The sequence below is a fragment of the Streptomyces sp. NPDC047982 genome (assembly GCF_043204165.1).
Taxonomy (GTDB): Bacteria; Actinomycetota; Actinomycetes; order Streptomycetales; family Streptomycetaceae; genus Streptomyces.
The window spans coordinates 113,996-138,881 of sequence record NZ_JBIDBS010000022.1 but is presented as its reverse complement, the minus strand read 5'-3'; the positions used below and the strand labels follow the sequence as shown (position 1 = coordinate 138,881).

Annotated in this window: 23 protein-coding genes; 13 read left to right on the top strand and 10 right to left on the bottom strand. The window is 69.9% G+C overall.

Annotation, left to right across the window (positions count from 1 at the left end):
• Positions 1-94 (bottom strand): helix-turn-helix domain-containing protein (locus ACGF2V_RS25260; RefSeq protein WP_362623915.1); only part of this gene is annotated, 94 nt, incomplete at its 3' end.
• Between the two features lie 26 nt (positions 95-120).
• Here ACGF2V_RS25260 and tnpA point away from each other — a divergent pair.
• Positions 121-537, top strand: a complete 417-nt coding sequence (gene tnpA, locus ACGF2V_RS25255) for an IS200/IS605 family transposase (protein WP_392913130.1) — start codon at positions 121-123, stop codon at positions 535-537.
• A gap of 94 nt (positions 538-631) precedes the next feature.
• On the opposite strand, the gene ACGF2V_RS25250 is transcribed toward tnpA, so the two are convergent.
• From ACGF2V_RS25250 to ACGF2V_RS25235, 4 genes are all read right to left on the bottom strand, one after another.
• Complete coding sequence (locus ACGF2V_RS25250; protein WP_362709121.1) at positions 632-1,255, bottom strand: GNAT family N-acetyltransferase; 624 nt, start codon at positions 1,253-1,255, stop codon at positions 632-634.
• Positions 1,255-1,470 (bottom strand): CDGSH iron-sulfur domain-containing protein, encoded by a 216-nt coding sequence (locus tag ACGF2V_RS25245; RefSeq protein WP_362709123.1) that lies wholly within the window; start codon positions 1,468-1,470, stop codon positions 1,255-1,257. Before ACGF2V_RS25245 ends, ACGF2V_RS25250 begins: the two co-directional genes overlap by 1 nt.
• The gene (locus ACGF2V_RS25240) at positions 1,454-2,080 is read right to left on the bottom strand and encodes a HemK2/MTQ2 family protein methyltransferase (RefSeq protein WP_362709125.1); all 627 of its coding nucleotides are present in this window, start codon (positions 2,078-2,080) and stop codon (positions 1,454-1,456) included. Before ACGF2V_RS25240 ends, ACGF2V_RS25245 begins: the two co-directional genes overlap by 17 nt.
• Before the next feature lie 360 nt (positions 2,081-2,440).
• Entirely contained in the window at positions 2,441-3,403 is a 963-nt protein-coding gene (locus tag ACGF2V_RS25235) for an iron-containing redox enzyme family protein (protein ID WP_362709128.1), read from the bottom strand.
• 339 nt (positions 3,404-3,742) lie between these two features.
• On the opposite strand from ACGF2V_RS25235, the gene ACGF2V_RS25230 reads away from it, so the two are divergent.
• Positions 3,743-4,708, top strand: coding sequence for an LLM class F420-dependent oxidoreductase (locus ACGF2V_RS25230; protein ID WP_362623875.1), 966 nt, complete (start codon positions 3,743-3,745; stop codon positions 4,706-4,708).
• A gap of 102 nt (positions 4,709-4,810) precedes the next feature.
• On the opposite strand, the gene ACGF2V_RS25225 is transcribed toward ACGF2V_RS25230, so the two are convergent.
• A complete protein-coding gene (locus tag ACGF2V_RS25225; RefSeq protein WP_362623869.1) occupies positions 4,811-5,890 on the bottom strand; it encodes a MarR family transcriptional regulator in 1,080 nt (359 codons plus the stop codon).
• Between the two features lie 561 nt (positions 5,891-6,451).
• Between ACGF2V_RS25225 and ACGF2V_RS25220 the strand changes: the two genes are divergently transcribed.
• The 10 genes from ACGF2V_RS25220 (at position 6,452) to ACGF2V_RS25175 (ending at position 20,606) form a co-directional block, all read left to right on the top strand.
• Complete coding sequence (locus tag ACGF2V_RS25220; RefSeq protein WP_362623909.1) at positions 6,452-6,736, top strand: hypothetical protein; 285 nt, start codon at positions 6,452-6,454, stop codon at positions 6,734-6,736.
• Between the two features lie 196 nt (positions 6,737-6,932).
• Entirely contained in the window at positions 6,933-8,288 is a 1,356-nt protein-coding gene (eccD, locus tag ACGF2V_RS25215; RefSeq protein ID WP_362623866.1) for a type VII secretion integral membrane protein EccD, read from the top strand.
• 580 nt (positions 8,289-8,868) lie between these two features.
• Positions 8,869-9,717, top strand: a complete 849-nt coding sequence (locus tag ACGF2V_RS25210) for a MinD/ParA family protein (RefSeq protein ID WP_392913126.1) — start codon at positions 8,869-8,871, stop codon at positions 9,715-9,717.
• 18 nt (positions 9,718-9,735) lie between these two features.
• On the top strand, positions 9,736-13,719 hold the full coding sequence (eccCa, locus tag ACGF2V_RS25205) for a type VII secretion protein EccCa (RefSeq protein WP_362709133.1): 3,984 nt from the start codon (positions 9,736-9,738) through the stop codon (positions 13,717-13,719).
• Positions 13,720-13,983: 264 nt separating this feature from the next.
• Entirely contained in the window at positions 13,984-15,444 is a 1,461-nt protein-coding gene (locus ACGF2V_RS25200) for a DUF6177 family protein (RefSeq protein ID WP_362709136.1), read from the top strand.
• A gap of 117 nt (positions 15,445-15,561) precedes the next feature.
• Positions 15,562-15,897: a hypothetical protein gene (locus tag ACGF2V_RS25195; protein ID WP_362709139.1), complete on the top strand. Its 336-nt coding sequence runs from the start codon at positions 15,562-15,564 to the stop codon at positions 15,895-15,897.
• 51 nt (positions 15,898-15,948) lie between these two features.
• Positions 15,949-16,260, top strand: coding sequence for a pore-forming ESAT-6 family protein (locus ACGF2V_RS25190; RefSeq protein ID WP_362623851.1), 312 nt, complete (start codon positions 15,949-15,951; stop codon positions 16,258-16,260).
• 130 nt (positions 16,261-16,390) lie between these two features.
• The gene (locus ACGF2V_RS25185; protein WP_362709141.1) at positions 16,391-16,813 is read left to right on the top strand and encodes a DUF6507 family protein; all 423 of its coding nucleotides are present in this window, start codon (positions 16,391-16,393) and stop codon (positions 16,811-16,813) included.
• Positions 16,810-19,755 (top strand): hypothetical protein, encoded by a 2,946-nt coding sequence (locus ACGF2V_RS25180; RefSeq protein WP_362623844.1) that lies wholly within the window; start codon positions 16,810-16,812, stop codon positions 19,753-19,755. The genes ACGF2V_RS25185 and ACGF2V_RS25180 overlap by 4 nt, the downstream gene beginning before the upstream one ends.
• Positions 19,756-19,847: 92 nt before the next feature.
• On the top strand, positions 19,848-20,606 hold the full coding sequence (locus ACGF2V_RS25175; protein WP_392913132.1) for an immunity 49 family protein: 759 nt from the start codon (positions 19,848-19,850) through the stop codon (positions 20,604-20,606).
• Positions 20,607-20,980: 374 nt separating this feature from the next.
• Here ACGF2V_RS25175 and ACGF2V_RS25170 read toward each other — a convergent pair whose 3' ends face one another.
• Both ACGF2V_RS25170 and ACGF2V_RS25165 read right to left on the bottom strand, forming a co-directional pair.
• Positions 20,981-21,598, bottom strand: coding sequence for a transposase family protein (locus tag ACGF2V_RS25170; protein WP_362709143.1), 618 nt, complete (start codon positions 21,596-21,598; stop codon positions 20,981-20,983).
• Between the two features lie 92 nt (positions 21,599-21,690).
• Positions 21,691-22,551: a MerR family transcriptional regulator gene (locus ACGF2V_RS25165; RefSeq protein ID WP_362623839.1), complete on the bottom strand. Its 861-nt coding sequence runs from the start codon at positions 22,549-22,551 to the stop codon at positions 21,691-21,693.
• 240 nt (positions 22,552-22,791) lie between these two features.
• Between ACGF2V_RS25165 and ACGF2V_RS25160 the strand changes: the two genes are divergently transcribed.
• Entirely contained in the window at positions 22,792-23,298 is a 507-nt protein-coding gene (locus ACGF2V_RS25160) for a hypothetical protein (protein ID WP_362709145.1), read from the top strand.
• A 223-nt stretch (positions 23,299-23,521) separates the two neighbouring features.
• Here ACGF2V_RS25160 and ACGF2V_RS25155 read toward each other — a convergent pair whose 3' ends face one another.
• Together ACGF2V_RS25155 and ACGF2V_RS25150 are read right to left on the bottom strand one after the other, a co-directional pair.
• Complete coding sequence (locus ACGF2V_RS25155; protein ID WP_362709148.1) at positions 23,522-23,758, bottom strand: chaplin; 237 nt, start codon at positions 23,756-23,758, stop codon at positions 23,522-23,524.
• A 260-nt stretch (positions 23,759-24,018) separates the two neighbouring features.
• Positions 24,019-24,591: a transcriptional regulator gene (locus ACGF2V_RS25150; protein WP_362623831.1), complete on the bottom strand. Its 573-nt coding sequence runs from the start codon at positions 24,589-24,591 to the stop codon at positions 24,019-24,021.
• Positions 24,592-24,886: the final 295 nt, after the last annotated feature.

The window sequence follows — 24,886 nt, the reverse complement described above, 5'->3', positions numbered from 1 at the left end:
CGTTGTAGACCACCCGCGCACACCCGAACGCCCTGGCCAGAGCTGCGCGCTGAGGACCGTTCGGATACAGGCGGAAGCTGTACCTCAACTGCATAACGGTCACCCTACTACAGTTGGTTTATGGCTGATTATCAGAACATCCGCACTGGTCGACACTGTGCCTTCGTCCTTCATGCACACTTGGTTTTCGTGACGAAGTACCGGCACAAGGTCTTCAAGGACGCCCACCTGACGCGCATGGAAGAGATCATGCGAGCTGTCTGCGCCGACTTCGAATGCGAGCTGGTCGAGTTCAACGGCGAGAACAACCACGTCCACCTGCTCGTGAACTTCCCGCCGAAAGTTGCCCTGTCCAGGTTGGTCAACAGCCTCAAGGGCGTCAGCTCCCGCAGACTTCGCCAGGAGTATCCGGAACTGGTCCGACACTACTGGCGGGCACAGCGGCTGTGGTCCGGCTCGTACTTCGCCGGGTCGGTCGGCGGGGCTCCACTGTCGATCGTGAAGCAGTACATCGAGCAACAGAACCGGCCCGTCTGAGCTGAGGCCAACACGGCAGACCCATGCGCACCGCGCGAGTCAGAGCACTTCTCAGAATCGCTTCACCACCGGACTAAAGCCCGGTGCACTGCGATTAGACCCGGTAGCGGAGTTCGGTGAGCGTGACGTCGCCGTACACGTCGTCCTGGGTTTCGCCGTCGGCCTGGTAGCCGGATCGTTCGTAGAAGCGGCGGGCCCGCCGGTTGCCTTCGAGGACCCACAGGACCACGGTCCGGAACCCTTGGCCCTGCTCGCCGAGGCCCATGCGCGTATGGGCCTCGGCGAGCAGGGCCCGGCCGACCCCGCGGCCGATCAGATCGGGGCGGACATAGAGGGCGTATATCTCACCGGCCGCCTCCTCCCGCCCCGCGGCGAACAGCCGCCGCCCCCGGTACGGACCGAAGCAGATCCACCCCACAGGGGCACCGGCATCGGCCGCGACGAGGTCCGTCGACCGCCGCCGCGGGTGAGCGAACCACTTCCGCCGCCGTTCGGCGTCGTCCTCCACCGTCATCGCGTCCAGACTGGCGCGGGGGACGATGCCCGTGTACGCGTGCTGCCAGCCCCGTACCCGTATCGCCGAGACTGCGTCGATGTCCGCCTCGTTCATCTCCCGCACCTGGAACATCGCGCCACCGTAGGCGGGCAGCCCCATCGCCGGGAACCGCTTTTTGCGCACCACGTTCTCGCTGCGGTCCGGGACAGGCTCCACGCCCATCAGGCGGAGTGCTGCGAGGAACGCGAGCGGCGGCGGTGGCTGGTGTCGCACCAAGGGGGAATGCGGCTGCGCCTGCATGTGCAGATCGCGACGACGAAGCGGTTCGAGACATGGGTGACTCCGTCGGGGCCCGTGACTTCCACCGGCCCCTCCACCAGCAGGGGGCCCCGTTCCGTCACGGTGACACGACGTGCGGCATCAGGTTCGTTCGGCACGGATGACCACCAACTCCTCGGTCTTCTCCTCGCCCTCCAGCAGCTCCCGCTCACGCAGCCAGTCCTCTCTGGAGCGCAGAACGGGTCCGAAAGGTATGTGCACACGGTTACTGACAGTCGCGTCCAGACCCACGCGGTCGAGATGCCTCAGCGTTGCGCCGGGATCGCACAGTCCGGAGTGCACCATCAGGAGTACGCCGCCCCTGCGCAGCATGGTGGGCGCGCCCTCGCAGACCCGGTCGACCACCGCCCGGCCGTCCGTCCCCGCGTCCCAGGAACGAGCGGCGCCGCGTCGCGGGACGTCCGCCGCGGGAGCGGGCACGTAGGGCGGGTTGCACAGCACGAGGTCGAAGGTGTGAGCGCGGATGGCGGAGGCCAGATCACCGCGGTGCACGGCGATGCGGCAGAGGTGCAGAGTCGCGTTGAGGCGTGCTGTGGCGACCGCCCGGCGCGTGATGTCGACGGCCGTCACCTTCCCGCCCAGTTGCGCGGCCCGTATGGCCAGGGCCCCGCTTCCCGTTCCGATGTCCAGCACGGCTGCCCCGGGCCCGATGCCCTCCCTGTCGAGCGCCGCCATCAGCAACCACGTGTCGCGCTGCGGCGCGTACACCCCGGGTGGCCTCACCAGAAAGGGGGGCCGTGGAAAGGGGGGCCGTAGAAAGGGGGGCCGTAGAAAGGGGGGCCGTGAAGAGTTCACGAGTTCAGCGGCCATGAGCTTGCTCCCGTGGGAGGAAACCGAACCGGATTCCATGGTCTCTCCGGATGGCGCCGGTCGCCGCTCGGAGCGACCGGCCCCGACCCCCGGCCGGGCCGATCGTGGCGGAATGGTCCGCAGTGGTCACAGTCCGCGTCGATCGGGTTCGGACCTGTTCCGCAGTGGTCACGGCCCGAGCCGGACGTGGCCCGAGCCGGACGTGGCCCGAGCCGGACATGGCCCGAGCCGGACATGAGGCGGATGACGTTCCGTTCTTCACGCACCCCAGGCCGTAAGGAGTCGTGAGCCGAGACGGTCCTCCAGATGTGAGGTCACGGCGATTCCGAACGCGATGTCCGGCTCCAACTCGGGTTCCTCGTCCAGGAGTCCGCCGATCACGTCCCGCCGGACGACCTGTTCGTGCACGGCGTCGGCCTCGACGTGCTCGCTGTAGAAGAATTCCGCGGCCGGCCCGGCACCGGTGCGTTCCATGGCGTGCGCGAGGCGCCGGGAGGCCGGCGACGAGGTGATCTCCACGGCCGCGAAGTGGCCCACCAGTGCTCCGCGCAGACGTCGGTGCAGCCCGAAGAGCGACATGGCGTTCACCAGGGCGAGCATCTCGGCGCAGCCGACGTCCACATAGTGGCCGTAGTACGTTTCGAGACCGAGATCCGCCATGAGGTCCGCGAACAGCCTGGCATGCACGCGCTCCGCCCTGCCACCGCCGAATTCGTCGTACTCGACCGCGGCCATGCCCGCCTTCGCCCGGCCACTGAGCCGTGGCAGCACCCACGCGTGCGGATCCGCCTCTTTGAGGTGGTAGAGGGAACGCTGCTTCACGTACTCACGAAGGTGGTCCAGCGTGCCGCGCTCCTCAAGGAACTCCGATACGCCACCACCGTCGACGGTGTCGACCAGCAGACCGCTCAGGAGATCGTCCAGCAACCCCGGATCACCGAGGTCACGACGCAGAGCGGCCAGGAAGCGGTGCTCCAACGCGGCACGGACCGCGAGAAGCGCGGGATCCCATTCCCACCCGGAATCGACGCCGTCGAAACCTCGGTAGTGCAGTTCGTAGCAGGTGTACAGCGCGAGCTGGAGATCATCACCGTAGGGGTCGGCCCGGCTCGCGGCTGCCGTGTCGGGCAGCGCGCCACCGTCCCGGAGTGCGCAGGTCAACGCTGCGGACAGCGGGCCGCGGTACCGGGGAAGCACCGGCCCACGACGGTCACCGGCCATGCCTCTTCCCTTCCCGAGCCCTTCCGTGCGCCGCCGCCCGACCGGAGGAAGGGGGCAGGGCGCGGAGCGGACCATTCATGTCCAGTGTTCATGTCCAGTGTTCGATGTGTTCGATGCTCGCTCCGTGTGCGGACTTCTGCATGTCCACCACGCAGCGCTCGGCCGTTGAACCGCAGATCCACGAAACCGCCGATCCGCGCATCGGCCCTCGGCGTCGGCCGACACGCGGCATGATGAACCAACCACGTGACGGAGCTGCCCGGGGAAGGACCGTCGTCCTCCGTCGAACATTCCCTTTCGAACGGGTTTCGGAACCCAAATACCGGCAAACTGTCCGATATGGCGCAATTCGGATACACGATGATGACCGAACAAGCCGGGCCCCGGACTCTCGTCGAGGACGTGGTGGGGGCCGAACGGGCCGGATTCGACTTCTCGGTCACCTCCGACCACTACTTCCCCTGGCTGGACTCCCAGGGACATGCGCCGTACGCCTGGAGTGTGCTGGGCGCGGCGGCGCAGGCGACCTCTGCCATCCCGCTGATGACGTACGTGACCTGCCCGACCATCCGTTACCACCCCGTCGTGGTGGCGCAGAAGGCGGCGACTTTGCAAGACCTTTCCGAAGGACGCTTCCGGCTCGGCCTGGGTTCCGGCGAGAACCTCAACGAACACGTGGTCGGTGCGGGGTGGCCTTCCCTGCGGGTGCGGCTGGAGATGCTCGAAGAGGCCGTGGAGATCATCGCGGCGCTGTTCGACGGCGGGTACGTGAGCCGTCGCGGCACCCACTTCGCGGTGGACCGGGCCAAGATCTGGGACCTTCCCGCCACACGTGTTCCCATCGGCGTCGCCGTCTCGGGACAGCGGTCCTGCGCGATCGCGGGCCGCCTCGCCGACCTGGTCATCGCCACGGAGCCCGAGCCGGAACTGCTGACCGCGTTCGACCGGTTCGGCGGCACGGGGAAGCCACGGATCGGTCAGCTCCCGGTCTGCTACGACGAGGACCGGGACGCGGCGGTCGAGCGGGCCCACGACCAGTTCCGGTGGTCGGTCGGCGGCTGGAAGGTCAATTCCGAGCTCCCGAGCCCGGCTTCCTTCGCCCAGGCCACCGACCCCGTACGGCCCGACGACATCGCGAAGGCGATTCCGTGCGGGGACGACGTCGAGGAGTTCGTCGATGCCGTACGGCCCTACGCCGAGGCCGGTTTCACGGAGATCGCGCTCGTCCAGATCGGCGGCTACCACCAACAGCCGTTCCTGCGCTGGGCCGGGGAAAAGCTGCTCCCCGCCCTGCGTGAACTCTGACCGCCCGGCTGAAGGCCCGCCCGGACAGCTTCCCCGTGGTTCAGCCAGGGCCCGCGGTGGGTGAGCACAACGGCAACTCATATCCCCGCGACGACCGCTGGGTCAGGGGACCTTGAGGAGCTCGCGGAGTTCGTTCACATAGGCACGCACCTCACGCCCGGCGGCGTGCCCGGTGACAGCATCCGGAACAAGGGCCGCACCATGGGCGGCCTGTCGGCAGGGACGGCAGAGGCCGTCGGGAAGCGCGTCGGGGCGGCCGGGGGCGCCGCACCGCGCGCATTCCACCATCACCCGTCGGGCAGATCCGGTGGGGGTGTCCGGCGCGACGGGCAGCGCGGGCGGAATCTTGTCCTTGAGCCGATGGCGCAGGAAGCCGACGGGTGAGTCGACCCGGGCGGGAAGTCCGGCGGTGAGCGCCTGGGTGAGGTAGTCCGTACTGACACCGCGTGCGAGCCATTCCGTGGCGCGTGCCTCCAGTGCCTCGCAGTCGGCGGCGGACAGGGCCAGCCGGTGGTCGACGCGCCCGAGCCGTGCCAGGGCCAGGTACGCGGGCGAGAGGCACCTCGGCCCCGGCTGCGCGGGTACGCCGGGTGCGGGTGCGGCAGGCGTATCGGCGGGGGCCCCAGGTGCCGGAATCGGGACCTGCGCGCAGGTCCGGGGCGACACGGGCGCGGTCGTCGGAGCTTCCGGCACGACACTTGTCCAGGACTCGTCCCCCGTACCGGGCACCGCCGCCGCCCCGGGCTCGGCACCGCCCTCCGGATCGGCCACGGCCCGGTGGTCCTCCGCGTCCAGGTAGGCGTTCCACCATTCGTTGTCGCGTGCGGTGCGGGACCAGAAGGTGCGGAAGACCCAGCGGACCTGCTCCCCCTCGCCCACCAGGCAACGTACCCGGCGCAGGTGACCCGCCACCGACAAGGCGGCCAGGGCACTGCCGACGGCCTGCTGTCCGTACAGCGGCAGTTGCTTGGCCAGGGTCTTCACAGTCATCGCCGCGCCGTCGGGCAGGTGGTCGACGAACCCGGCGACATACCGCTCCCGCTCGGGCAGCAACGCGAAGTCATCGGCGCGAGGCGGAAGTTGGTCCGGCGCGGACCGCTTGCCGTATCCGGGCTTGGCCATCGGATACGCGGGGGAGGATGCGGGGACGCACAGGGCAGGGCTAAGGTTCTGGGTAGCCACGAGATCGCTTCTTTCGATCTTGGGGTGAGACCCCGGCCCGGTGCGCTAAACACCGTGTCGGGGTCGATTCGTTTCGGCACCGTAAGCAGCCGTGACGCCGCGCTGCAAGTCGGTCACCATTAGTCGTACTTGCTGGCCGTGACGGGTCAGGGAGGTAGGCCGGTTCCCCGAATCACCCTTCTTTACCCACCGGTTGAAGAAGTCGCTCGAATCCCGAAGCCCGAGTCCCGGCGCCCGAATCCCGAGGCTCACCGCCCGGCCGCAGCCCCGGCCCGTCCCCCGCAGGAGTGAACCAGCGGGCCCGGGGCTCGAATCCCGAGGCTCACCGCCCGGCCGCAGCCCCCGCCCGCAGGGGGCCGCAGTTGTGTGCTGACGCGCCGGGGTCAGGTGACGAGCCTTCACGCCAGAAGCACTTCTTCACGGAGAAGCACACCTTCGCGCCGCCGTGCCGCCCGTGGCCTTCGACGGCGCCGGAGGCGTGCTCCCCCGGGGGCGGGTGGATCGTCTGCTCGGCCGTGACTTATGTTGCACAGGCGAAGCATGGGGGAGGCGGCATCGGACATGGCGCGGGATTACGACAGCCAGTTGCTGGAGTCGGTGGCGGTACGGCGGCGCAGGATACGGGACGCCTTGTTGTTCGGCGCGCAGCGGGCCCGGCGCACGGCCGATGAACGGTTGGGCAAGGTATTCGCCGGTATCGCCATCGCGGCCGTGCTGTGCGCGGGCTGCGTCGGCTGGTCGTTCCTTCAGCACACGCTGGCACAGCAAAAGGCTGAAGAGAAGAAGCAGCAACAGCGCCTGCAGGAACCGCACGAGCCGTCCCCCGGCCCGTCATCCGCTCCCTAGTGCCGCATCAGGCAACGGCACTAGAAGCCGCAGGCCAGAGGCCCCAGGACAAAAGCCGCTGGGCACGGATGGGCCCGGAGGGCTTCCCGTGACACCGACGGACTTCGCTGAACTGGTAACGGCCGAATCCGGCCGTTACCACCACGTCGAAATTGCACCTGAAAGCAGTCAGCGCCGTGATGATAGGTTCCCGCAAGTGGTGAGCACAGCAACGACGTCCCGCGCGCGACTGAGCCGGGTGACCCTGGTCGGTGAACGACGCCGCGCCGACCTGGTCCTGCCCTCGGACACCCCGATCGGGCAACTGCTCCCGGACATCCTGCGGTTGCTGGACGACCGGGCCGCCTCGCGCCCGATGACCCGTCAACTGGTCACGTTCGACGGCTCCGCTCTACCGCACGAGACCACCCTCGCTTCGGCGGAGATCGCCGACGGCGCCGTACTTCGGCTCGTACGAACGCACTCGGCGCCGCCCGCGCCCGTGGTGCACGACGTCACCGACCAGGTGGCGGACGACCTCGATGTCCAGGCATGGCTGTGGCGTCCGGCGGCACGCCGGGCCGGTGCGGGCGTGGCGTCCGTCGGGTTCGCGGTGACTGCCGCACTCCTCGCCCGCCGTGAGTTCGCGCTCGACGCGCTGGCCGGTGTGCTGGCGGCGGTCACGCTCTGCCTGCTGGTGGCGGGGGCGCTCGTCGCCCGAATCGGGCAGGGCAACCGGGGCCTGGCGACCGCTTTGTTGCTGCTGTCGGGCACGCTCGGCACGCTCGCCGCGTGGACCGCCGCCGACGCGTACGACTGGTCCGGCGCGCTACGGCTCGCCGCGGTCGCCGGGGCGCTGACCGTGACGCTGGCGGCGCTCGGCTACTTCTCGCCTCTCGGTCGTGGCGGGCTCATCGGCGCCGCCGCCTCGGCCGTGGTCGTCGTCGTGTGGGAGACCGTTGCCGCCGTTCAGTCCGACCTGTCACGGCTCGGTGCCGTGATGGCCGTGTGCTCGGTCGTGCTGCTCGGGCTGCTGCCACGGCTCGCCCTGATGGCGTCCGGGCTGACCGCGCTGGACGACCGGCGGTCGAGCGGCGCATCCGTGAGCCGTCACGAAGTGGGCAACGCGCTCGCGGCCACCCACCGAGGGCTCGCACTCGCGACGGTGGTCACCGCGGCCTCCGCCGCGGCGGCCGGATGGCTGCTCACTCTGGGCAGCCGGCCTTCCGCCTGGGGCGCGGTGCTCGCATCGGTCGTCGCCGTGGTCCTGTTGTCGAGGGCCCGGGCGTTCCCGCTGGTGGCCGAGGTCGTGGCGCTGTTCGCCGCCGGGGGGCTCATCCTCGTACGCCTCGTGAGGGTGTGGATGGAGCACGCCGGGGGCGCGGGGCCGCTCGCCGTGCTGTGCGCGGCCGCCGTGGTGCCGCTGCTCGTGCTGGCGGTCCAGCCGCCCGAGCATGTGCGGGTCCGGTTGCGGCGGACGGGCGACCTGGTCGAGTCGATCGGCATGGTGGGGCTGTTCCCGCTCGCCGTGGGGGTGTTCGGCGTGTACGGGCAACTGCTCGACAGGTTCTGAAAGTTCCGAACCGCCGCGCTGAGCGACGGCGAGGCGGAGGACAAGAAGGCGACGGGGTGGAGCGGACATGTCGAGTGGGGACAACTGGCAGGGCGATCTGCTGCGGGATCTGAGAGGTGGCGGGGGTGCCGCCTCCGGCGGTGATCCGTCCCCGCGGGCCGAACCCGGGCGCGGCGGGCAGGCACCGCTGAACCCGCCCCACGTCCCCGGCCTGGCCCACGGTCAGCCCATCGGACAAGGCCGGCAGCAGGAGCGGGTCCAGGGCGTGGCCCCCGTACAGCCACAGGCCCACGGGCCGGGTCGGGCAGATCCTGCCCGGCCCGGCCCGGTCTCCCCTGCCGCTCCCGCCCCGGCCTCCGCGTCCACTTCCGCCTCGGCCGCCCCTGCCGTTCCTCCTCCGCCTTCCGCAGTCCCTTCCGCGCCGGCCTCCCCTGCCGCGCCCGCCGCTCACGCCCCGGCCTCCGCCCGGCCCGAGGTCGTTCGTGCCACCGGTGCCCAGCCGCCCCGCACACCCGACTCCCTGCCCGTGGTCGACGCGCAGCTTGCCGGTGCCGTCCGCAAGCCGCGGCACGGCGAGTCCATGACTACCCGCGCCGTACGCACCATCAGAAGGATCGTTTCCTCGTCGGCGGCGCGCGAGGTCGCGGAGGCGACCCGTACCGCCGAAACGCTTCAGCGGCCGGTGACGACCGGGCGGCAGATCGCGGTCACGTCCATCCGTGGCGGGGCCGGCAAGTCGACCGTCGCCGCCCTGCTCGGTACCACGTACGCGCACTACCGCCAAGACCCCGTCCTGTTCGTGGAAGCCGACCCGGCGCTCGGCTCGCTGCCGCTGAGGCTCGGGGCGGAGCAACTGCGATGGACGACCGCCGACATCCCCGGCATCGTCGAACCGCAGATGTCGCTGCTGGACGTCACCGGCTATCTGGTCCAGCTCCCCGACAACGCCTGGCTGCTGCCCGGCAGCCAGGGCCAGATCGGCGCGATGATGGACAGTACGACCTATGGGCGGGCCATGGTCGCGCTGCGCCGCTACTTCGGTGTGACGGTCGTCGACTGCGAGACCCTGCCCGCCGAGGTGGCCCGCGTCGCCCTGTCCGCCTCTCAGGCCCGCGTCCTGACCACCCCCGCCACGCTGGAGGGCGTCACCAGCACGTACGCGGTCCTGGAATGGATGCGGGGACTGCCCGAGCACGTGATCACCGGCAGCGTGGTCGTGCTCACCGAGCTGACGCCGCACCCGCGCCTCGGTCTCGGCGAGGCCGCCCGGAGGCTGGAGTCGACCGGGGCGTCCGTGCACCTCCTGCCCTACGACCGGCACCTCGCGGCCGGCGGCCCGATCCGCACCGACCTGCTGGCCCAGCCGACCCGGCAGGCCGTCACCCGTATCGCCGCCGACGCCTTCGAGCGGTCCCTGCGGCGCCACTGAACCCCACCTGAGCGGCTGATGAGCACCCGACTGATTCACCGTCCGGCCCGGACCACCCGCCCCACGGCAGACTCCGAGGCCCGTGTCATCGAGGCACCTCCGAACCTGCCCGAGGGCAAGGCCGGCAATATCGCGATGTCGCTGCTGCCCGTCGCAGGCGTGATGTCGTCCGTCGTGATGATGACGGTCGTCCGCAACAGCCAGTTCGCCGTGCTCGGCGCGATCATCCTGGTCGTCACGGTCCTCGGCTCTCTCGTGCTGGTCTTCTCGCAGCGCGGCAAGGCCCAGCGCACCCGCCGCACCCAGCGCGAGGCGTACCTGGCGTATCTGGAGGACCTGCGCGAGGAACTGGCCGCCGAGGAACGGGAGCGGCGCGAACTCGCCGACGTCCTCAACCCGCCGCCGCACGCCTTGTACGACATCGTGCGCGATCCCGCGCGGCTGTGGGAGCGGCGCCGGGTCGACGGTGACTTCCTGCGGGCCCGGGTGGGGACCGGTGAGATGCCCGTACGCGATCTGAAGATCGCCCAGCCGGGGTCCTCGGCTCTCACCCCGCCCGACCGGTTCATGCTCAACGAAGCCTCCGCTCTGACCACACGCTTCCGTACCGGCCACGAACTCCCGCTCACCGTCCCCCTCGACCGGGTGGGCAACATCAGCGTCGTCGGGCCCCGCGAGGACTGCCTGCGAGTCGCCCGCGCCCTGCTCGTACAGGTGGCGGCGCTCCACGCGTCCGACGACGTGGCCATCGCCGTCGCCGCCCCGGGTGACCGGCTCACCGACTGGGAGTGGGCCAAGTGGCTGCCGCACCTGCTCGACGGCGAGCGGTTCGACGGACCGGTCGCCGCCCGTCGCATCGCCCCGTCCCTTCCCCAACTGGCCCGGCAACTGGGCTCCGAGCTGCGGCGCCGGGCGTCGTACGCGGCAGAGGTACGGCGCGGTCTGTCCGGCAAGGACGCCCTGTCGATGACGTCGCGACTGCTCGTCGTCGCCGACGGCCACGGCGAGGACGCCGTCGAGCTGCCGCTGCCGGACGAGGCCGTGGGCCTGCGCGACATGGGTGTCACCGTCCTCCATCTCCTCGAACAGCGCGTGCAGGAACCCGGGCACGTCGGGGTGCGCATCAGCGTCGACGGCGAACGGGTCCTCATCGAGGACCTGCGCGAGGAAGAGCCGGTCAGCGCGCACGGCACCGTGGATGAGGTGGACGTGCCGTTCGCGGAGGGCCTGGCCCGCATGCTGGCCCCGCTGCGGCTGTCCGCCGAGTCCCTGGTGGACGCGCCGCTGTCCGGTCCGGTCGACTTCGCCGGCCTGCTCGGCATCGAGGACGTGGCCCGGCTCGACCTGGACCGGCTGTGGGCGCCACGCGGCGAACGCGCCTTCCTGCGCGTCCCCATCGGCGTCAACGACTCGCACGAACCGGTGCTGCTCGATCTGAAGGAGTCCTCCGAGCTCGGTATGGGCCCGCACGGACTGTGCGTCGGGGCCACCGGCTCCGGCAAGTCGGAGCTGCTGCGCACCCTCGTCCTGGCCCTGGTGTCCACCCATCCGCCGGAGGACCTGGCGCTCGTACTCGTCGACTACAAGGGCGGGGCGACCTTCGCACCGTTCGCCGGCCTGCCGCACGTCGCCGGGGTCATCACCAACCTGGAGAACCAGGCGGGCCTCGTCGAACGCGTCCACTCCTCCCTCGCCGGCGAGGTGAAGCGCCGCCAGCAGGTGCTGAAGGACGCGGGCAACGTGGCCGACATCGGTGACTACGCGGCTCTGCGCGCCGAGAAGCGGCCCGACCTGGAACCGCTGCCGCACCTGTTCGTCGTCATCGACGAGTTCGGTGAACTCCTCACGGCCAAGCCGGACTTCATCGATCTTTTTCTGTCCATCGGCCGCATCGGCCGCTCCATCGGCGTACACCTGCTGCTGTCCAGCCAGCGCATCGAGGGCGGCAAGCTGCGCGGCCTGGACACCTACCTGTCGTACCGGCTGGGCCTGCGCACCTTCTCCGCCGACGAGTCCCGCACGGTGCTGGAGACCAGCGACGCCTTCCATCTGCCACCGTTGCCCGGCTTCGGCTACCTCAAGGTCGACACCAGCCACTACGAACGCTTCAAGGCCGGCTACGTCTCCGGCGCGTACCACGGGCCCGTGCGGCGCCCCGACGAGGAGGACGCCGGTCCGTCGGCGCTGGAGTACCCGGCGTACAACACCCTGGCCGAGCCGGAGAGCGGAGGCGAGGGAGGCGGGGAGCCCACGGTGCGGCGCCGCGAGACCGGCCCCACCGAGATGGGTGTCATGGTGGAGCAGTTGGAGCGCGTGTCCGTCGCCCCGGTGCGCCGCATCTGGCTGCCGCCGCTGCCCACCGCGCTCCCCCTCGACCGGGTCGCCGGCCCGCTCGACGTCGGCCCGCGCGGCATGCGGCTGCGCCAGCGGCGCGGCCCGCTCCAGGTACCGCTCGGGCTGCTCGACGACCCGGCCAAGCAGTGGCAGGGCGAGTGGTTCCTGGACCTGACGGTGGCCGGCGGCCATGCCGCGTTCATCGGCGGACCCCAGTCCGGCAAGACCACCCTGCTGCGCACCCTGGTCCTGTCCCTCGCCCTGACCCACACGCCCCAGGAGGTCGGCGTGTACGCCCTGGACCTGGTGGGCGGGGGCCTGCACGCGCTGTCCGCGTTGCCGCATGTCGGCGGGGTGGCGGGGCGCGCCGACCGGGAGCGGGCCGCACGGACCGTCGAGGAGGTGCGCGGCATGCTCGCTCTGCGCGAGGAAATCTTCCGCACCCACGGCATCGACTCCGTCGAGCAACTGCGGACCCTGCACGCGACCGGCCGCCTCCCGGAGCTGGCGTCCGCGGAGATCGTGCTCGTCGTGGACGGCTTCGGGGCGCTGCGCGACGACTTCGAGGAGCTGGACGACGTCGTCTGCGACCTCCTCAAGCGGGGCGGCGGATACGGCATCCACGTCGTGGCGGGCATGCTGCGCTGGAACGACGTCCGCATCGCCGTGCAATCGAACTTCGGCACCCGCGTCGAGCTGCGGCTCAACGATCCGGGCGATTCGAGCATCGACCGGAAGCTGGCGCAGACCCTGTCCCCGGACGAGCCCGGCCGCGTCCTCACGGACGGCAAGTTGTTCGCGCAGGTCGCCCTTCCCCGTACCGACGGGCTCGCCGACGCCTCCGAGCTGGGCGCGGTCCTGGAACGTGCCGCCGCCACGATCCGCGCCACATGGAGCGGGGACATCGCCCAGCCCGTACGCGTACTGCCGCACGTACTGGAACCCCATGCGCTGCCCGGTCCGGTGGCCGAGCCGCGACGGGTGCCGATCGGGCTGGACCAGACGGCCCTCGCGCCCGTTCTGCTCGACCTGTTCCACCACGACCAGCACCTGCTGGTGCTCGGCGACAGCGAGTGCGGCAAGACCACTCTCCTGAAGACGGTCGCGGCGGGCCTGATCGAGCGCTACGGCGAGGACGACCTGGTGTTCGCCGTCATGGACCCGCGCCGGGGCCTGCGCGGGGTGATCCCGGAGGAGTTTCTCGGCGGCTACGCGTACAACGCCAAGCTGTGCGCGGGCCTGTCCGCCGGGATCGCCACCGAGTTGGAGAAGCGGCTGCCCGACGAGGGCGCCTCGCTGGAGGACCTGGAGCCGGGCAGTTGGGGCAGCGGTCCGCGCATCGTGGTGCTCGTCGACGACTACGACGTCCTGACCACGGCCGGCCAGTCTCCGCTCGCCTCGTTCCTCCCGTACATCCCGTCCGCCGTCGACATCGGCCTGCACTTCGTCCTGACCCGCCGGGTCGCGGGCGCGTCGCGCGGGATGTACGAGCCCTTGGTGCTGGGCCTGCGCGAGTCCGGTGCCTCGGCACTCGTCATGGACGGCGACCGCGGGGAGGGCCAGCTCTACCCGGGCGTGTACGCCTCGCGGCAGCCACCGGGGCGGGGCGTCCTCATCCGCAGGGGCCAGGCCGACCGGCTCGTCCAGACGGTGTACGCCGCCGGGTGAGTCGGCCCCGGGCCCGGCGCACGGCAGTGGCGCACGGCCCGGGCCAGGGCCCCGGCGCGCTGCCCCGGCCCTGGCCCACAGCAGCGGCGCATTCTCCGGTGCGGTGCTGCGGGGGTACTGCGCTGGTGCGGCGCCACGGTCCGATGCGGTGCTGCGCCGCCGGTGCGGTGTCACCGGCCCCGGGGAGGCCACGCCCACGAGAGACGAGCGAAGAAGCCCGCCCACGACACGAATCCGCGAAGAAACCAAGGAGCCGGCGACCACATGACCAAAGACGTCATCGCCCTCACCCGCCGTATGCCCGACCCGGCCACCGTGCTGACGGGGCTGCTTGCCGGTGGCCCCGACACGTTGGCAGGTTTCGCGGGGGAAGGGGCCGTCGTGCAGTTGTGCGACGAGTTGGGGCGACCGCTCGTCTCGGTCGAAGCGCCCCTGCTCGTGCAGGTCGAGGGTGAGGCCGAGCGGCTGCTCGGTGCCACGCCGCCGCCGGTGCCGTTCTGGTGGACGGAGGCCCGCGCCACCACCGGGGTCCCGGACGCCGAGCGGCTCGCCGGCGCCTTCGCGGCCCGTCTCGTCGCCCTTGCCGGGGGCTCCGCGTGGCCGCCGGAGGCCGCGCGGTCGCTCGGCGTCGTCCGTACGGACGGGGTGAGCGTGGCACCGGATCCGGCCGCGGCAGCGCCCGCGGTGGACGTCCTCACCGATAAGGTGGCCGTCGTCATCCAGGACCGGCCTGTCGTCGCGATGACGGCGTGGCTCGCGGACGCGTTCCGCGCCGCCGCCGAGGCGGGGCTGGGCCTGCAGATCGTCAGCCCGCCCGGTGCCGCACTCACCCCCGCCGTGCGCGACACCCTCGGCGGCTGGCCGTCGCGGTGGGTCGTGCGGGACGAGCGGGACGGCTACTACGACGGCCGGACCGGAGCCGTACTGCGCTGGCAGGACGGCATGTTCGCCCCCGTCGGGCCGGGCGCCGCAACGCCGACGGCCGACGCTCCGGGAGTTCCGGGCGCTCCGGGCGCTCCGGGCGCTCCGGGCGCTCCGGTGGCCGCCGCCTTCCAGGAGGTCGCGGCGACCGGCGGGCGCCAGCTCACCCTCACGTACCGCGCGGTGCACCCCGCCGACGAGCGCCTGGTGCTGGGCGGCGGCCTGGAGGCGGTGTGGCGGGAGCTGACCGGGGAGCCCCCGGCCGGCTGGGGCACCGCGGAACCTGCCAATCTGCCGTGGTCGCCGCGTCGCCTGACCGATGTCGCTTACGAGCGGGCACCCGGCTCCACCTGGTTCGTGGTGGTCGGCAGTCCGGACCGGCCGGGTTCGGCCACGGTCCGGGTACGCCGCACGGAGGCGGGAGTCGAGGAAGAGGTCACCCTGGCGTTCGGCTACGGCGCCGACGAGGAACCGCCGGTGGATGCCGTGCCTCGCGCCGCCGAGGTCCTCGCGACCCGCCACCGCCTTCAGTCGATGCTCGTGCAGATCCGGAGGGCCCGCCGCGATCTGGCCGTACCCCCTTGCTTCGAAGGACCGGGCGCGCCGCTGGCGTTCGTACTGGGCGCCGAGGAGGTGCGGGCGATGCCGGGCGACCGTGCCCGCCGCACGCCGCTGTCGCAGGCTCCGGTCGAGCTGGGCCCGAAGACGCGTGCGGCGCTGTACTACCCGCTGCCCGGCGATCCTTCCGACCTGTCGGCGTGGAAGGACTTCGAACTGCTGATGCGGCATCTGAAGGGCGCTTGAGCCGGTGAGGCCGTGTCATACCTCTGTCACAACACCTCGAATGCAAATTGCACGTGTGACGCCTGAGTTGATACAGATGAGTGAGCATCCGAACATCAGACCGACAGGGGGAAGCTGATGAAGTTCGACATGGGAGCCGGGGTCCTGACGACCCTGATGCAGCAGTCGAACCTGTCCACCAACGATCTGGGACTGCTGATCCGCCAGCTGATCCAGGCGGCGGCGCCGCTGGAGGGCAAGTTCAACGGTTCGGGCAAGGCGGCGTTCGATCTGTTCAAGTCGCGTTCGGACGAGATCACGGCCGATCTGAACAGCTCGCTCCAGGCGATCCTGGGCGGTCAGTCCGGCATGGAGTCGGCGTTCGGCTCGGGTGACCAGGAGCAGGGCGAGAACGCACGGACGCAGATGTCGACGGCGAACTTCGACGCGGCCCGTTTCTCGGGCCGTCGCTGACGGCCCGTCCCTCGCACCTACTGACGTATACCTCACGGGGAGTGGTTTTCGATGGCATCCGGCAGTGACCGTCGCTCGTACGACATGTCGGCGTCGACCGAGGCGCAGACCAACATCCAGGCGGTGATCGCCCGTCTGGAACAGGTGATCACGGCACGTGACACTCAGGTGAAGGCCGCGATGAAGGACTTCCAGGCCGACGGCGTGTCGGACGAGTACCACGCCAAGGAACTGCGCTGGAACAACGCGTCGCAGGAGGTCAAGAACATCATCCAGTTGCTGAAGACGACGCTGGAGAAGAACGACGCGACGGCTCAGCAGACACTCGCACGGGCCAAGGCGGCAGTCGACAACATCGGCTGACCGCCCGACAACATCGGCTGACCGCCCGACGACATCGGCGTGACCGCCCGACGACGTCGGCGGTCAGGCCGACAACTCCGGCTGAAGGTTCACCGGTTACCAACTGACGGATTCACGTGGGGGGCGGTCCATGACGGGTTGGGACATCAAACCACAGGGCGTACAGGGCCAGTTGCGGCTCACCGGCACCAAGGCCGGGGAGCTGGAGAAGGCCCTGAACGCGATGATCGAGGACATGCAGGCGGCGGCCAAGGCCGCCGGGACTGCGGTACCCGGATCAGCGGCCGTGACCCGGCTCCAAGGGCCCCCGTCGCCGTCGGACGACTTGACGCGCAAGGCCCTGGGACCGGTGGCCGCGGCGCTCTCCGAGTACCTGGTGGAGCGCGGCAAGGAGTTCACGTCGATGGCCGAGCGGACCCAGGCCGCCGTCCTGGGCGCGGCCAAGGCCACGAACGCGTACGTCGAAGGCGACCTGGAGACGGCCAAGGAGGCCCAGGACGCGGCCCGCCAGGTACGTCTGGACCTTCTGAAGGGCATAAGGGGGAAGAAGTGAGCGGCGACGAGCCGGTCATCCCGGGAGAGGTGCCCGTCTTCACCGGGAACGAGGCGGAACTCGACGCGAAGGTGAAGGCCCTCAGCGGCCACGGTCCGAAGATCTCCACCGCGGGCAGCGATATCCACACCACCTTCGGTGGGCTGCGGGCCTTCTATCAGGCGCCCGAGGCCGACCAACTGTTCGCCACCACCAAGCCCGTCGCGGACAAGGCCCTGCGGCTCAGCTCCGACATGTGCGTGATCTCCGGAGCGCTCGGCACGTACGCCGAAAACATCCGCCCGCTGGTCAAGCGCCTGAACGAGCTGCGCGTCGAGGCGGAGAAGTTCCGTACCCGGATCGCCGACGACGACAAGTGGCGCGAGGACGGCGACCTGATCGACGAGAACCTCGCTCGCCGCAACGAGATCGCCGAGGTGTGGACCCAGTTCCAGGAGGCGGAACGGGCCTGCCACGCCAAGATCGTCGCGCTGTTCGGCGGCACGCCTCTGAAGGTCAACGACGGCTCCAACGCCGAAGGCATGTACGGCTACGACGCCGAAGCCCTCAAGCAGTCCGAGAGCCTGCCCTGGGGCGACGCCGTCGAGGAGTCGATCCCCTACTGGCAAGTATGGGAACACGCCTGGGAGTTCGGCAAAGGGCTCATAGTCGACGGCGTATGGGGCACGATCAAAGGCCTGGGCACCCTGGTCGGCGTCGACGGCTGGGACGCGGCAGGACAGGCCTGGACCGGCCTGGGCAAACTCCTGACGGGCGTGGTGATCACCCTCCTGCCCACCGCCGGCATCGCCTACTGGGCCGCCCCCGACAGCATGCTGCCGTCCTGGCTGCGCGACTCGCGTACCGCGATGAAGGAGACCGGCAAGGCTCTCGTGGCATGGGACACATGGGGCTCCAACCCCGCCCGCGCCGCCGGTGGGGTCACCTTCAACGCCCTGACCACGGTGTTCACCGGTGGCGTCGGCGGCGCCGCAGGTGGCGCCGGCAAGGCGGGAGCCGCCGCCAGGACGATCTCGCTGGCCGGCAAGGCCGGCAGGGCCATCGACCCGATGACGTACGTCTTCAAAGGCGCCGGTGCGGGCTTGGCAAAGATCGGCGACGTCATGACCGGCCTCAAGGGCATCGGAGCCTTCGAGGTCCCGAACATCAACATCGACGGCGCCGTCGCGCTCCCGGACGGCTCGAAGATGCTGCCTGACGGAACGATTCATCTCCCGTCGGGCACGGCGGTTCCGGAGGGCGCGTTCAGACTCCCGGACGGCACCGTCAAGCTCCCCGAGGGCACCGTCACCTTCCCACCAGGCACGGTCAAACTGCCCGTAGACGGTCCCGCGCAGTTCATGGACCCCGCAGGTCACCTTTACGACGCCGAGGGCGCGCTCATCCAGCGGGCCGAGAACGCCCCCAAGGGCGATCCGGCCCCAGGCGAGGGCACCCCCCGGACCGCCGCTCCGAACCCGCACGCGCCCGCCACGGCCACGGTCCCGGAACGCGAACTGGCCGCGGTCGGCGCCCGCAACGGCGACGACGCGATCCGCCTGGGCTCCGACATCTTCGACCCGCTCCGCCACCCGGACCACGCCCCAAACCCGCTGTCCCGGGGCGACCACACCCCCGGCCCCCACCCGGACACCACCCCGGGCGGCCACGCACCCGACCACCGGCCAGGCGGACACGTCGGCAACGGCATGCCGCGCAACGACCTGAACGCCCCGCGGGGCGGCCACGCCGACCCCCCGCCCCCGAACCGCGCCCACACCGATGGCCCGGCGACGGGCAGCGGCCGAACCGACGGCCCGACCTCCGGCGCCCACCCGGAGCCCTCGAACGGCCCCGGCCACACGGACGGGCCGGGCGGTACCGGCCACACCGACGGCCCGGGCACGGGCGGCGCCCACCCGGGCACGCCGGGCTCGGGCGGCCTGGACGACCTCGCCACCGGCGCGGACGACGCGTCCCGCGCGGCCGACGATGCGGCGACGGGGGGATCCGGCACCTCGCACAATCCGGTGAAACGTCCCAGCTTCATGCTGGACGGCGACAACCCGTACGGCCCGCCCGGGCATCTCACCGAGAAGCAGATCCAAGAGATCCAGGTCTATCGAGCCAACAAGGAACCTGGATATTTCGAAAATTATTACAAGAGCAACGGAAATCGAAAGAATCTCGACTTCAAGGACGAGAGCCTCACCACACCACCGCAGCTCACAAGAACGGGCGAAAATTCCCCCTGGATTGCAGCCAAGGACGCTCCCGAGCCCCCGAAGCCTCATTACCTCGATCCGAAACTCGTCCACAGAGGCGCGGACACGGTGTCGGATGGGACGCGCCTGGCAAGGCTGAAGGAAGCAACCAGAAACCGCTACTTCGCAGTCGCGTGGGACAAGATCGCTGAATTGCTCAAGAAGGATGCAGAATCCGCCTACAAGATTCACGGGACGGACGAATCCCTGGGCCTGTGGTCGGAAAGCCGCGGCGTGTACAGGGAATCGCACGCGCAGATGATCAAGGTGACGGAGAACTACGGCGAGTTCGTCGCGGAGCACCACTACATAGCGGAAAACCACCCCGGGGCCGTCAAGCAGACGCTTCATGGGCCAAAGAATGGCAATGACCAATTCGACCAGGTATGGCGCCGACCGGACGGCAGATACGTTGTCATCGAAGCCAAGAGCAGCGTGGACACGAAACTCGGAGCCCGGAACCTTCCCGACGGGCGCAGAGCTTCCCAAGGCTCGCGAGAATATTTCCTCGACATCATCAGCGAAATGAAGGAGCGAGGTAAGACGATCAAGAGCGAACGGGACCTCGCCCGCGCATTGAAGACTGCGCTGGATAACGGCGAGCTGGACTACGTGGTCGTCAAGGGCGACCGCAACGGACACGCGTACAATGGACACCACTATCAGCGTTTCGACATCTCCAAGGGGACTCTACCGTGACCATTATCGTGACCCGTCATTTCACGCCTGGCGCCACGGAAGAGGAATGGGCCGAGTATCTCGGGGGGAATCTGGCTGAGGACATTGACAAGTTGGAGGAGTATCCGCACTCACTCGATGTAACCTTCAACGACGCGGTGTTGCATCTTGGTGCGCGTTGTACCGTCGATCCGCGCGCGGCGAGGCTTGAGACGTGGGAAGCCGTGGTGAACACGCTCCAGTTGGGGTCTGCGATCTTCGCCACCGCGTGCGCGGACGAGGGGACCGTGGAGTGCCGCATCAACCGGGAGATGCGCACGCTCCCTGCCACCGGCCCGGCGAGCTACGCAAATCTCGGTACGTGGTTGACGACGTTCTGGCTGGCCGTGGTGTGCCGGGACCAGAAACGGATGACCGAACTGGCCCAGGTCCCGCTGCACCGCATCGCGGCCGGCGGATACGACGAGTACGTCCGGCACTGGGTCGACACCCTCCAGACCTACTGGCTCCAAGGGCCTGGGCTGGTGGAGAAGCTCACCCTCGCCGTCGAGACGTCGCACCCGGATGTGGCCACCATGGCTCCGCGCGCCCTGCTCCAGGGCGTCCTCGCCCCGCCGATCAATCTCTTCTACCTCTTCGTCACCAACAACCCGGCCGGCTTCAACGAGTTCCTCGTCCAGGCCCTGGAACTCCACAAGGCCTATTGGACCGCCGACGAGGACCGGGTCGAGAAGCCCGCCGGGCATCTCGCCCTGGCCCCGCTCGCCCTGGCCTGCCTCGCCTACGACGGCGGCATGCCGATCGACGTCGAATCCGGATACCTCCCACACCACCTGCTCACCCGCGGCTGGCTGGGCGAGTTCCCCACCTGAACGAACCAGGCCACGACCTGTAAAGAAAGCCAGGTACGCGCCGCCACGAAGCCGGAGCCCCCAAGGGCGGTGGGGTACATCCCGACCAAGCTACTCAACCGTGCCTGACTCCGCGAATTCCCCACGCAGCTCGGGCCGACCGGAAAAGGATTTGAACTGAGCGAACGCATCTCATCCTGTGGTTCGCGAGTGGCGGCTGGTGGCCGGGTCCCATGACGAGGCGGAGCTTCTGGCAGTTCCGCTGGTGATCTCACTCGCCAATGGGTGGGCGAATCCGTGCTCGACCGGTGCGCGTCCGACGGCGAGGACACGGTTGGCGTCCTTCTGGCCGGGGCTGAGCTTGTGGGCGCGGCTGGCTGTGAAGCCGGTGACGATCATGGGTCGTGTACGTCGTTGTCCAGGCCGCGGAAGCCGAGGTCCGCGAGGGCGCCGAGGCCGGCGGCGCGCAGGTGGGCCAGGATGTGGTCGTGGCGGGCTGCGGTGATGTCGTGGGTGCGTCCGGGCCGGGCGGCGGATATCCAGATCAGGCGGCCGTTTTCGTCGGTGAGGGCGAGGAAGTACAGGCCGTGATGGCGGTGTTTGCCGGAGCAGTTCCGCCGGTCGGCTCTTCCGGTGCGGCGCTGGGTGGGGATGAGGGTGCCGTCGATGAGGACTACTTCCCCGCCCCGCTTGGCGACCTTCTTCAGGGCGCGGTCCAGGCGCGGAGCTTGGGCGTCGAGCAGCGTGATCAGCTCGTCGCGCCAGCGGCGGACGGTGGACTCGGACACGTTGTTGCCGCCAGCCATGTCGGACAGGCGCTGGTCGTGGCGCAGCACGGCCAGGACGATCACTGCGATCTTCCCAGGCGGCAGGATCCGCCACCTGGACCGTATCGCCTTGAGGTGCTGGCGCAGCAGATCGGCGAGGTGGTTGACGGTGCGCGTGGACAGCGGCAGACGGCACTGGGAGACCAGCGGGCAGGTGCCCTCGGCGTACTCTTTGGTTTTCGTCACACAATTCCAACGGCCGCCGGGGGCAATGGGGTTACGCTCGCCGCACCACTCCGGGCTGCTCTTGTCGGGCTCGCTCTGGGCGCCGACGCCAGTCAGCAGGTCCGTGGGTCCCTGTCGCCGTCCTGATCGGCCGAGTGAAACAGTTCGATGACACGTTCCTCGTACCGGACGCGGGCCGGGGAGAAGTCGTACGGCATCTTGCCGACGGCCTCCATCACGCTCATCCCCGCCCCGTCTTTTTCCTCGTCGGCGTGCTCGTCCTCCTGGTCCAGGAGGACGTTGAGGGCCTCTTCCAGGCCGGATTTTTCGATGGCGGCTGCCAGGGCGGTCTCGTGATCACATCGCTGGGCGGCCAGGTCTTCGATGCGGGGGTCGTCGGGGGACATGGTGTCGTCCAGGGCCGCCTCGGCCTCGGCCAGTCGGTCCTCCTCGGCCCGCAGCTCGGGGTGGGTGGCCAGGACGATGAACCGGTCGACCTGGGTAGCGGCGCCCAGGGGGCCGAAGATGCGCTCCGTGACCAGGAGGTTGTCGAGGTCGGCGGAGCGCAGGGCCCCGGGCGGTAGATCGCGCAGGCGGCCAGTGACCAGCGGTGAGAGCAGGCCCAGGGGGCTGCCCACCTCGCGGAGATGGTTCACGGCGGCCCGCTGGGCCTCGATGGCGGAAGCCTTGGAAGCGAGGGAATCCTCCAGGCGGGCCAGGGACTGCTCGATGCCGGTGGTGCCCTTAAAGGCGGCGTGGATGTCATCCAGGGAGATACCCGCATCGGCCATCCTGCGGATCCACAGCAGGCGGATCACGTCGTCGTATCCGTAGCGGCGGCGGTCATCGCTGCCGCGTTCCGGTTCGGCGAGGAGCCCGATGGCGTGGTAGTGGCGGATGGCGCGGGGTGTGGTCCCGGCGAACGCGGCGGCATCGCCGATCTTGACCCGGCGGGGAATCGCAGGAAGGGGCATGCGAGGGAACCTCTCGATGTCGTGCTCGCCGCCTACTGGACCACATGCCGCTACGGCACATGCAACCCCTCTGTCGTGGGGGCGCGCGCCCCAGAGCGCGGTTGGGTACACATGCTCATGCCATGGGCCCACCGCGGTGGGCTACCTTGAGCACGCTATGAACGATGACACAGGCAGCGAGAGGTGGCGGGTGGTGCGGGCGTGGCCGCGGCGGTGAAAGTACGTGTGCTGGAAGGGCCGTTGCGGGTTGAGTGGCTGTGCGCCGAGACGGCGTTCAGTTGGGTTCTGGTCACCGTCGCGGGTGTCCTCGGTCTCCTGGGGGACCATCCCACATGGTGGTTCCTCCCGGCCTGCCTGCTGCTGCCGGTCGTGCTGCATTTCGCGCTGCGGGGCCGGTTCGCCGTGTGCTTCGACGAATCCGGGGTCGCGATCCTCCGGCCGTGGTCGCGCCGCCGGGTGGCTTGGGAAGAGGTGAGCGGCGTGCGCTTCGCGCCCCTCCCCCTCGGAGAGGACGACATCACCCGGTGGGCGGTGACGATGACGGTGGGGGCCTCGCGCACCCTGCCACTTACGACGCTCGAGGACACCGGTACCCCGGGCCCGGACACTCTGGTCCGGCACGGGCGGCTGTTCCGGCCGTTCGCGGACCGGGGGCTCGCCGTTCTCGGAGCGCCTGAGGGATCGCGTGAGCGCGCGTACTTCGATGAGGCCGTACGCCTCGCCGGTGGCCGTACCGACCCCCGTTGAACAGCCCCTCGCCGGGCGCGTACAGACGCCTGTCCGGTGCGAACGAGAACTCGGGCTGTGCGCGGGCCGTGAGGTTTCGAGGCCGCACACGCGTGGGTCCGCCCGGGCGATTCCGAGCGGACCCCGCGTCATGTGTCAGACCACCGGCACAGTCCTGTTCAGGGCAGGCACGGGCGCGGTCGCCGTCCTGGTGTCGTTGCCGGCACCACTGCCCCTCACGGCACTAGCGGTTGACGCACGTGTTGCCGAACGTCGGGTTCAGCGCACCGATGAGGCTGATGCTGTTCCCACAGAAGTTGATCGGGACGTGCACGGGGACCTGGACGACGTTGCCGGAGAGGACGCCGGGCGAGCCGATGGCGGCGCCCGCCGCACCGGAGTGGGCAGCGGCGGCACCGGCGCCGGTGAGAACGGCCGCGGCGGCCATAGCAGTGGCGGCCATAGCGGTTCGAATGCGCATGTTTCTCCCATCAGGGGACGAAAGTTCCGAAACTGATCTCATCACGATCATCTTGGAATTAGGTCACTGGAGGGACCTACATCACCCGAACGGGTATCGACACCCGGCGTCACCGCTGCCAACCAGGGCCGAACGAGTGAACCGACAACAGGTGAAAGCTCGTCATGCCCCGAACGGGTGGCAGGAGGCCGTCGGGGCGCAGCCGTAGCGTGCGTCAGGGCACAGCCGTAGCGTGCGTCACTGCACGCGATCACCACCTGTTACGCGGCGAAGCCGACGCTGGTGCAGTACTCGTACTGCCCCCACTGCGAGCCGAGGTCGACGATCTGGTCCACCCACGCGGCGTCCAGCGCGGCATCGTCCTCGCGGGCCCACGCGTCGATGATCCGGTCCCAGTGACGGATGTTGAGCGTGCGGAACTCCAGGAACCTCTGACGCGGGCGCGGCACCTGGGACTGGTTGAGGGGGTGGATCTCGACGCGTGTGCCGCGCCCTTGGGCGTTGAGGCGGCGGAGCAGGTATCGGGCCACGTTCGCGCGGCGGACCGTGCGGTAGGCCCTTTCGATCCTTTCGAGATTCTTGGGCGAGGGGCTGCGCCTGCCGTCCAGCCACGCCTTGAGGGTGCGGTCGGTGACGGTCAGGCCGGCGTCCCGTGCCGCCGCGCGGCTGTGGGCCGACCTCGTCAGGTAGTGCAGGCGGGCCATCAGGCCGCGCTTGGCGGTGACGGGGGTGGCGATGCCGCCCGCGAGTTCGTCGAGCCGACGGGCGACCAACTCGTGGCCCTTGACGCCCTGGGCCCCGTACTTCCCGAACTCGTGCGTACGTTCCGGCACTTCGCCCTCCCCTCCTCCGTCGTACGTGCCGGGGCACGGTGCGCCGGGCACGGCGGTGGCCGAAGAGGCCCCGTCGTCCCTGTCGGCCGCCACCAGAAGTCCAGCATGCCTGGTAGGTCGTTGTCGATCACGACAGCCCCCCGTCGGGCCGGCCCGACGGGCCGCTCGGCTCCCTTGCGACGGATGGCGGGCGTCGGTCGATGGCGTCGGAGAACGGACGGCGGGTGGCGACGGGCGGTGTCAGGGAGCGGACGGCGGGGGACATGCCGAAGGTGACGGACTACAACGGGGAGAC

What these genes read in the sequence shown, in the direction of transcription:
- tnpA (WP_392913130.1), top strand. Translation starts at nt 121, where the DNA reads ATGGCTGATTATCAGAACATCCGCACTGGTCGACACTGTGCCTTCGTC.
- ACGF2V_RS25250 (WP_362709121.1), bottom strand. Translation starts at nt 1,255, where the DNA reads ATGGGCGTGGAGCCTGTCCCGGACCGCAGCGAGAACGTGGTGCGCAAA.
- ACGF2V_RS25235 (WP_362709128.1), bottom strand. Translation starts at nt 3,403, where the DNA reads ATGGCCGGTGACCGTCGTGGGCCGGTGCTTCCCCGGTACCGCGGCCCG.
- ACGF2V_RS25230 (WP_362623875.1), top strand. Translation starts at nt 3,743, where the DNA reads ATGGCGCAATTCGGATACACGATGATGACCGAACAAGCCGGGCCCCGG.
- ACGF2V_RS25220 (WP_362623909.1), top strand. Translation starts at nt 6,452, where the DNA reads ATGGCGCGGGATTACGACAGCCAGTTGCTGGAGTCGGTGGCGGTACGG.
- ACGF2V_RS25210 (WP_392913126.1), top strand. Translation starts at nt 8,869, where the DNA reads ATGACTACCCGCGCCGTACGCACCATCAGAAGGATCGTTTCCTCGTCG.
- eccCa (WP_362709133.1), top strand. Translation starts at nt 9,736, where the DNA reads ATGAGCACCCGACTGATTCACCGTCCGGCCCGGACCACCCGCCCCACG.
- ACGF2V_RS25200 (WP_362709136.1), top strand. Translation starts at nt 13,984, where the DNA reads ATGACCAAAGACGTCATCGCCCTCACCCGCCGTATGCCCGACCCGGCC.
- ACGF2V_RS25195 (WP_362709139.1), top strand. Translation starts at nt 15,562, where the DNA reads ATGAAGTTCGACATGGGAGCCGGGGTCCTGACGACCCTGATGCAGCAG.
- ACGF2V_RS25190 (WP_362623851.1), top strand. Translation starts at nt 15,949, where the DNA reads ATGGCATCCGGCAGTGACCGTCGCTCGTACGACATGTCGGCGTCGACC.
- ACGF2V_RS25185 (WP_362709141.1), top strand. Translation starts at nt 16,391, where the DNA reads ATGACGGGTTGGGACATCAAACCACAGGGCGTACAGGGCCAGTTGCGG.
- ACGF2V_RS25165 (WP_362623839.1), bottom strand. Translation starts at nt 22,551, where the DNA reads ATGCCCCTTCCTGCGATTCCCCGCCGGGTCAAGATCGGCGATGCCGCC.
- ACGF2V_RS25155 (WP_362709148.1), bottom strand. Translation starts at nt 23,758, where the DNA reads ATGCGCATTCGAACCGCTATGGCCGCCACTGCTATGGCCGCCGCGGCC.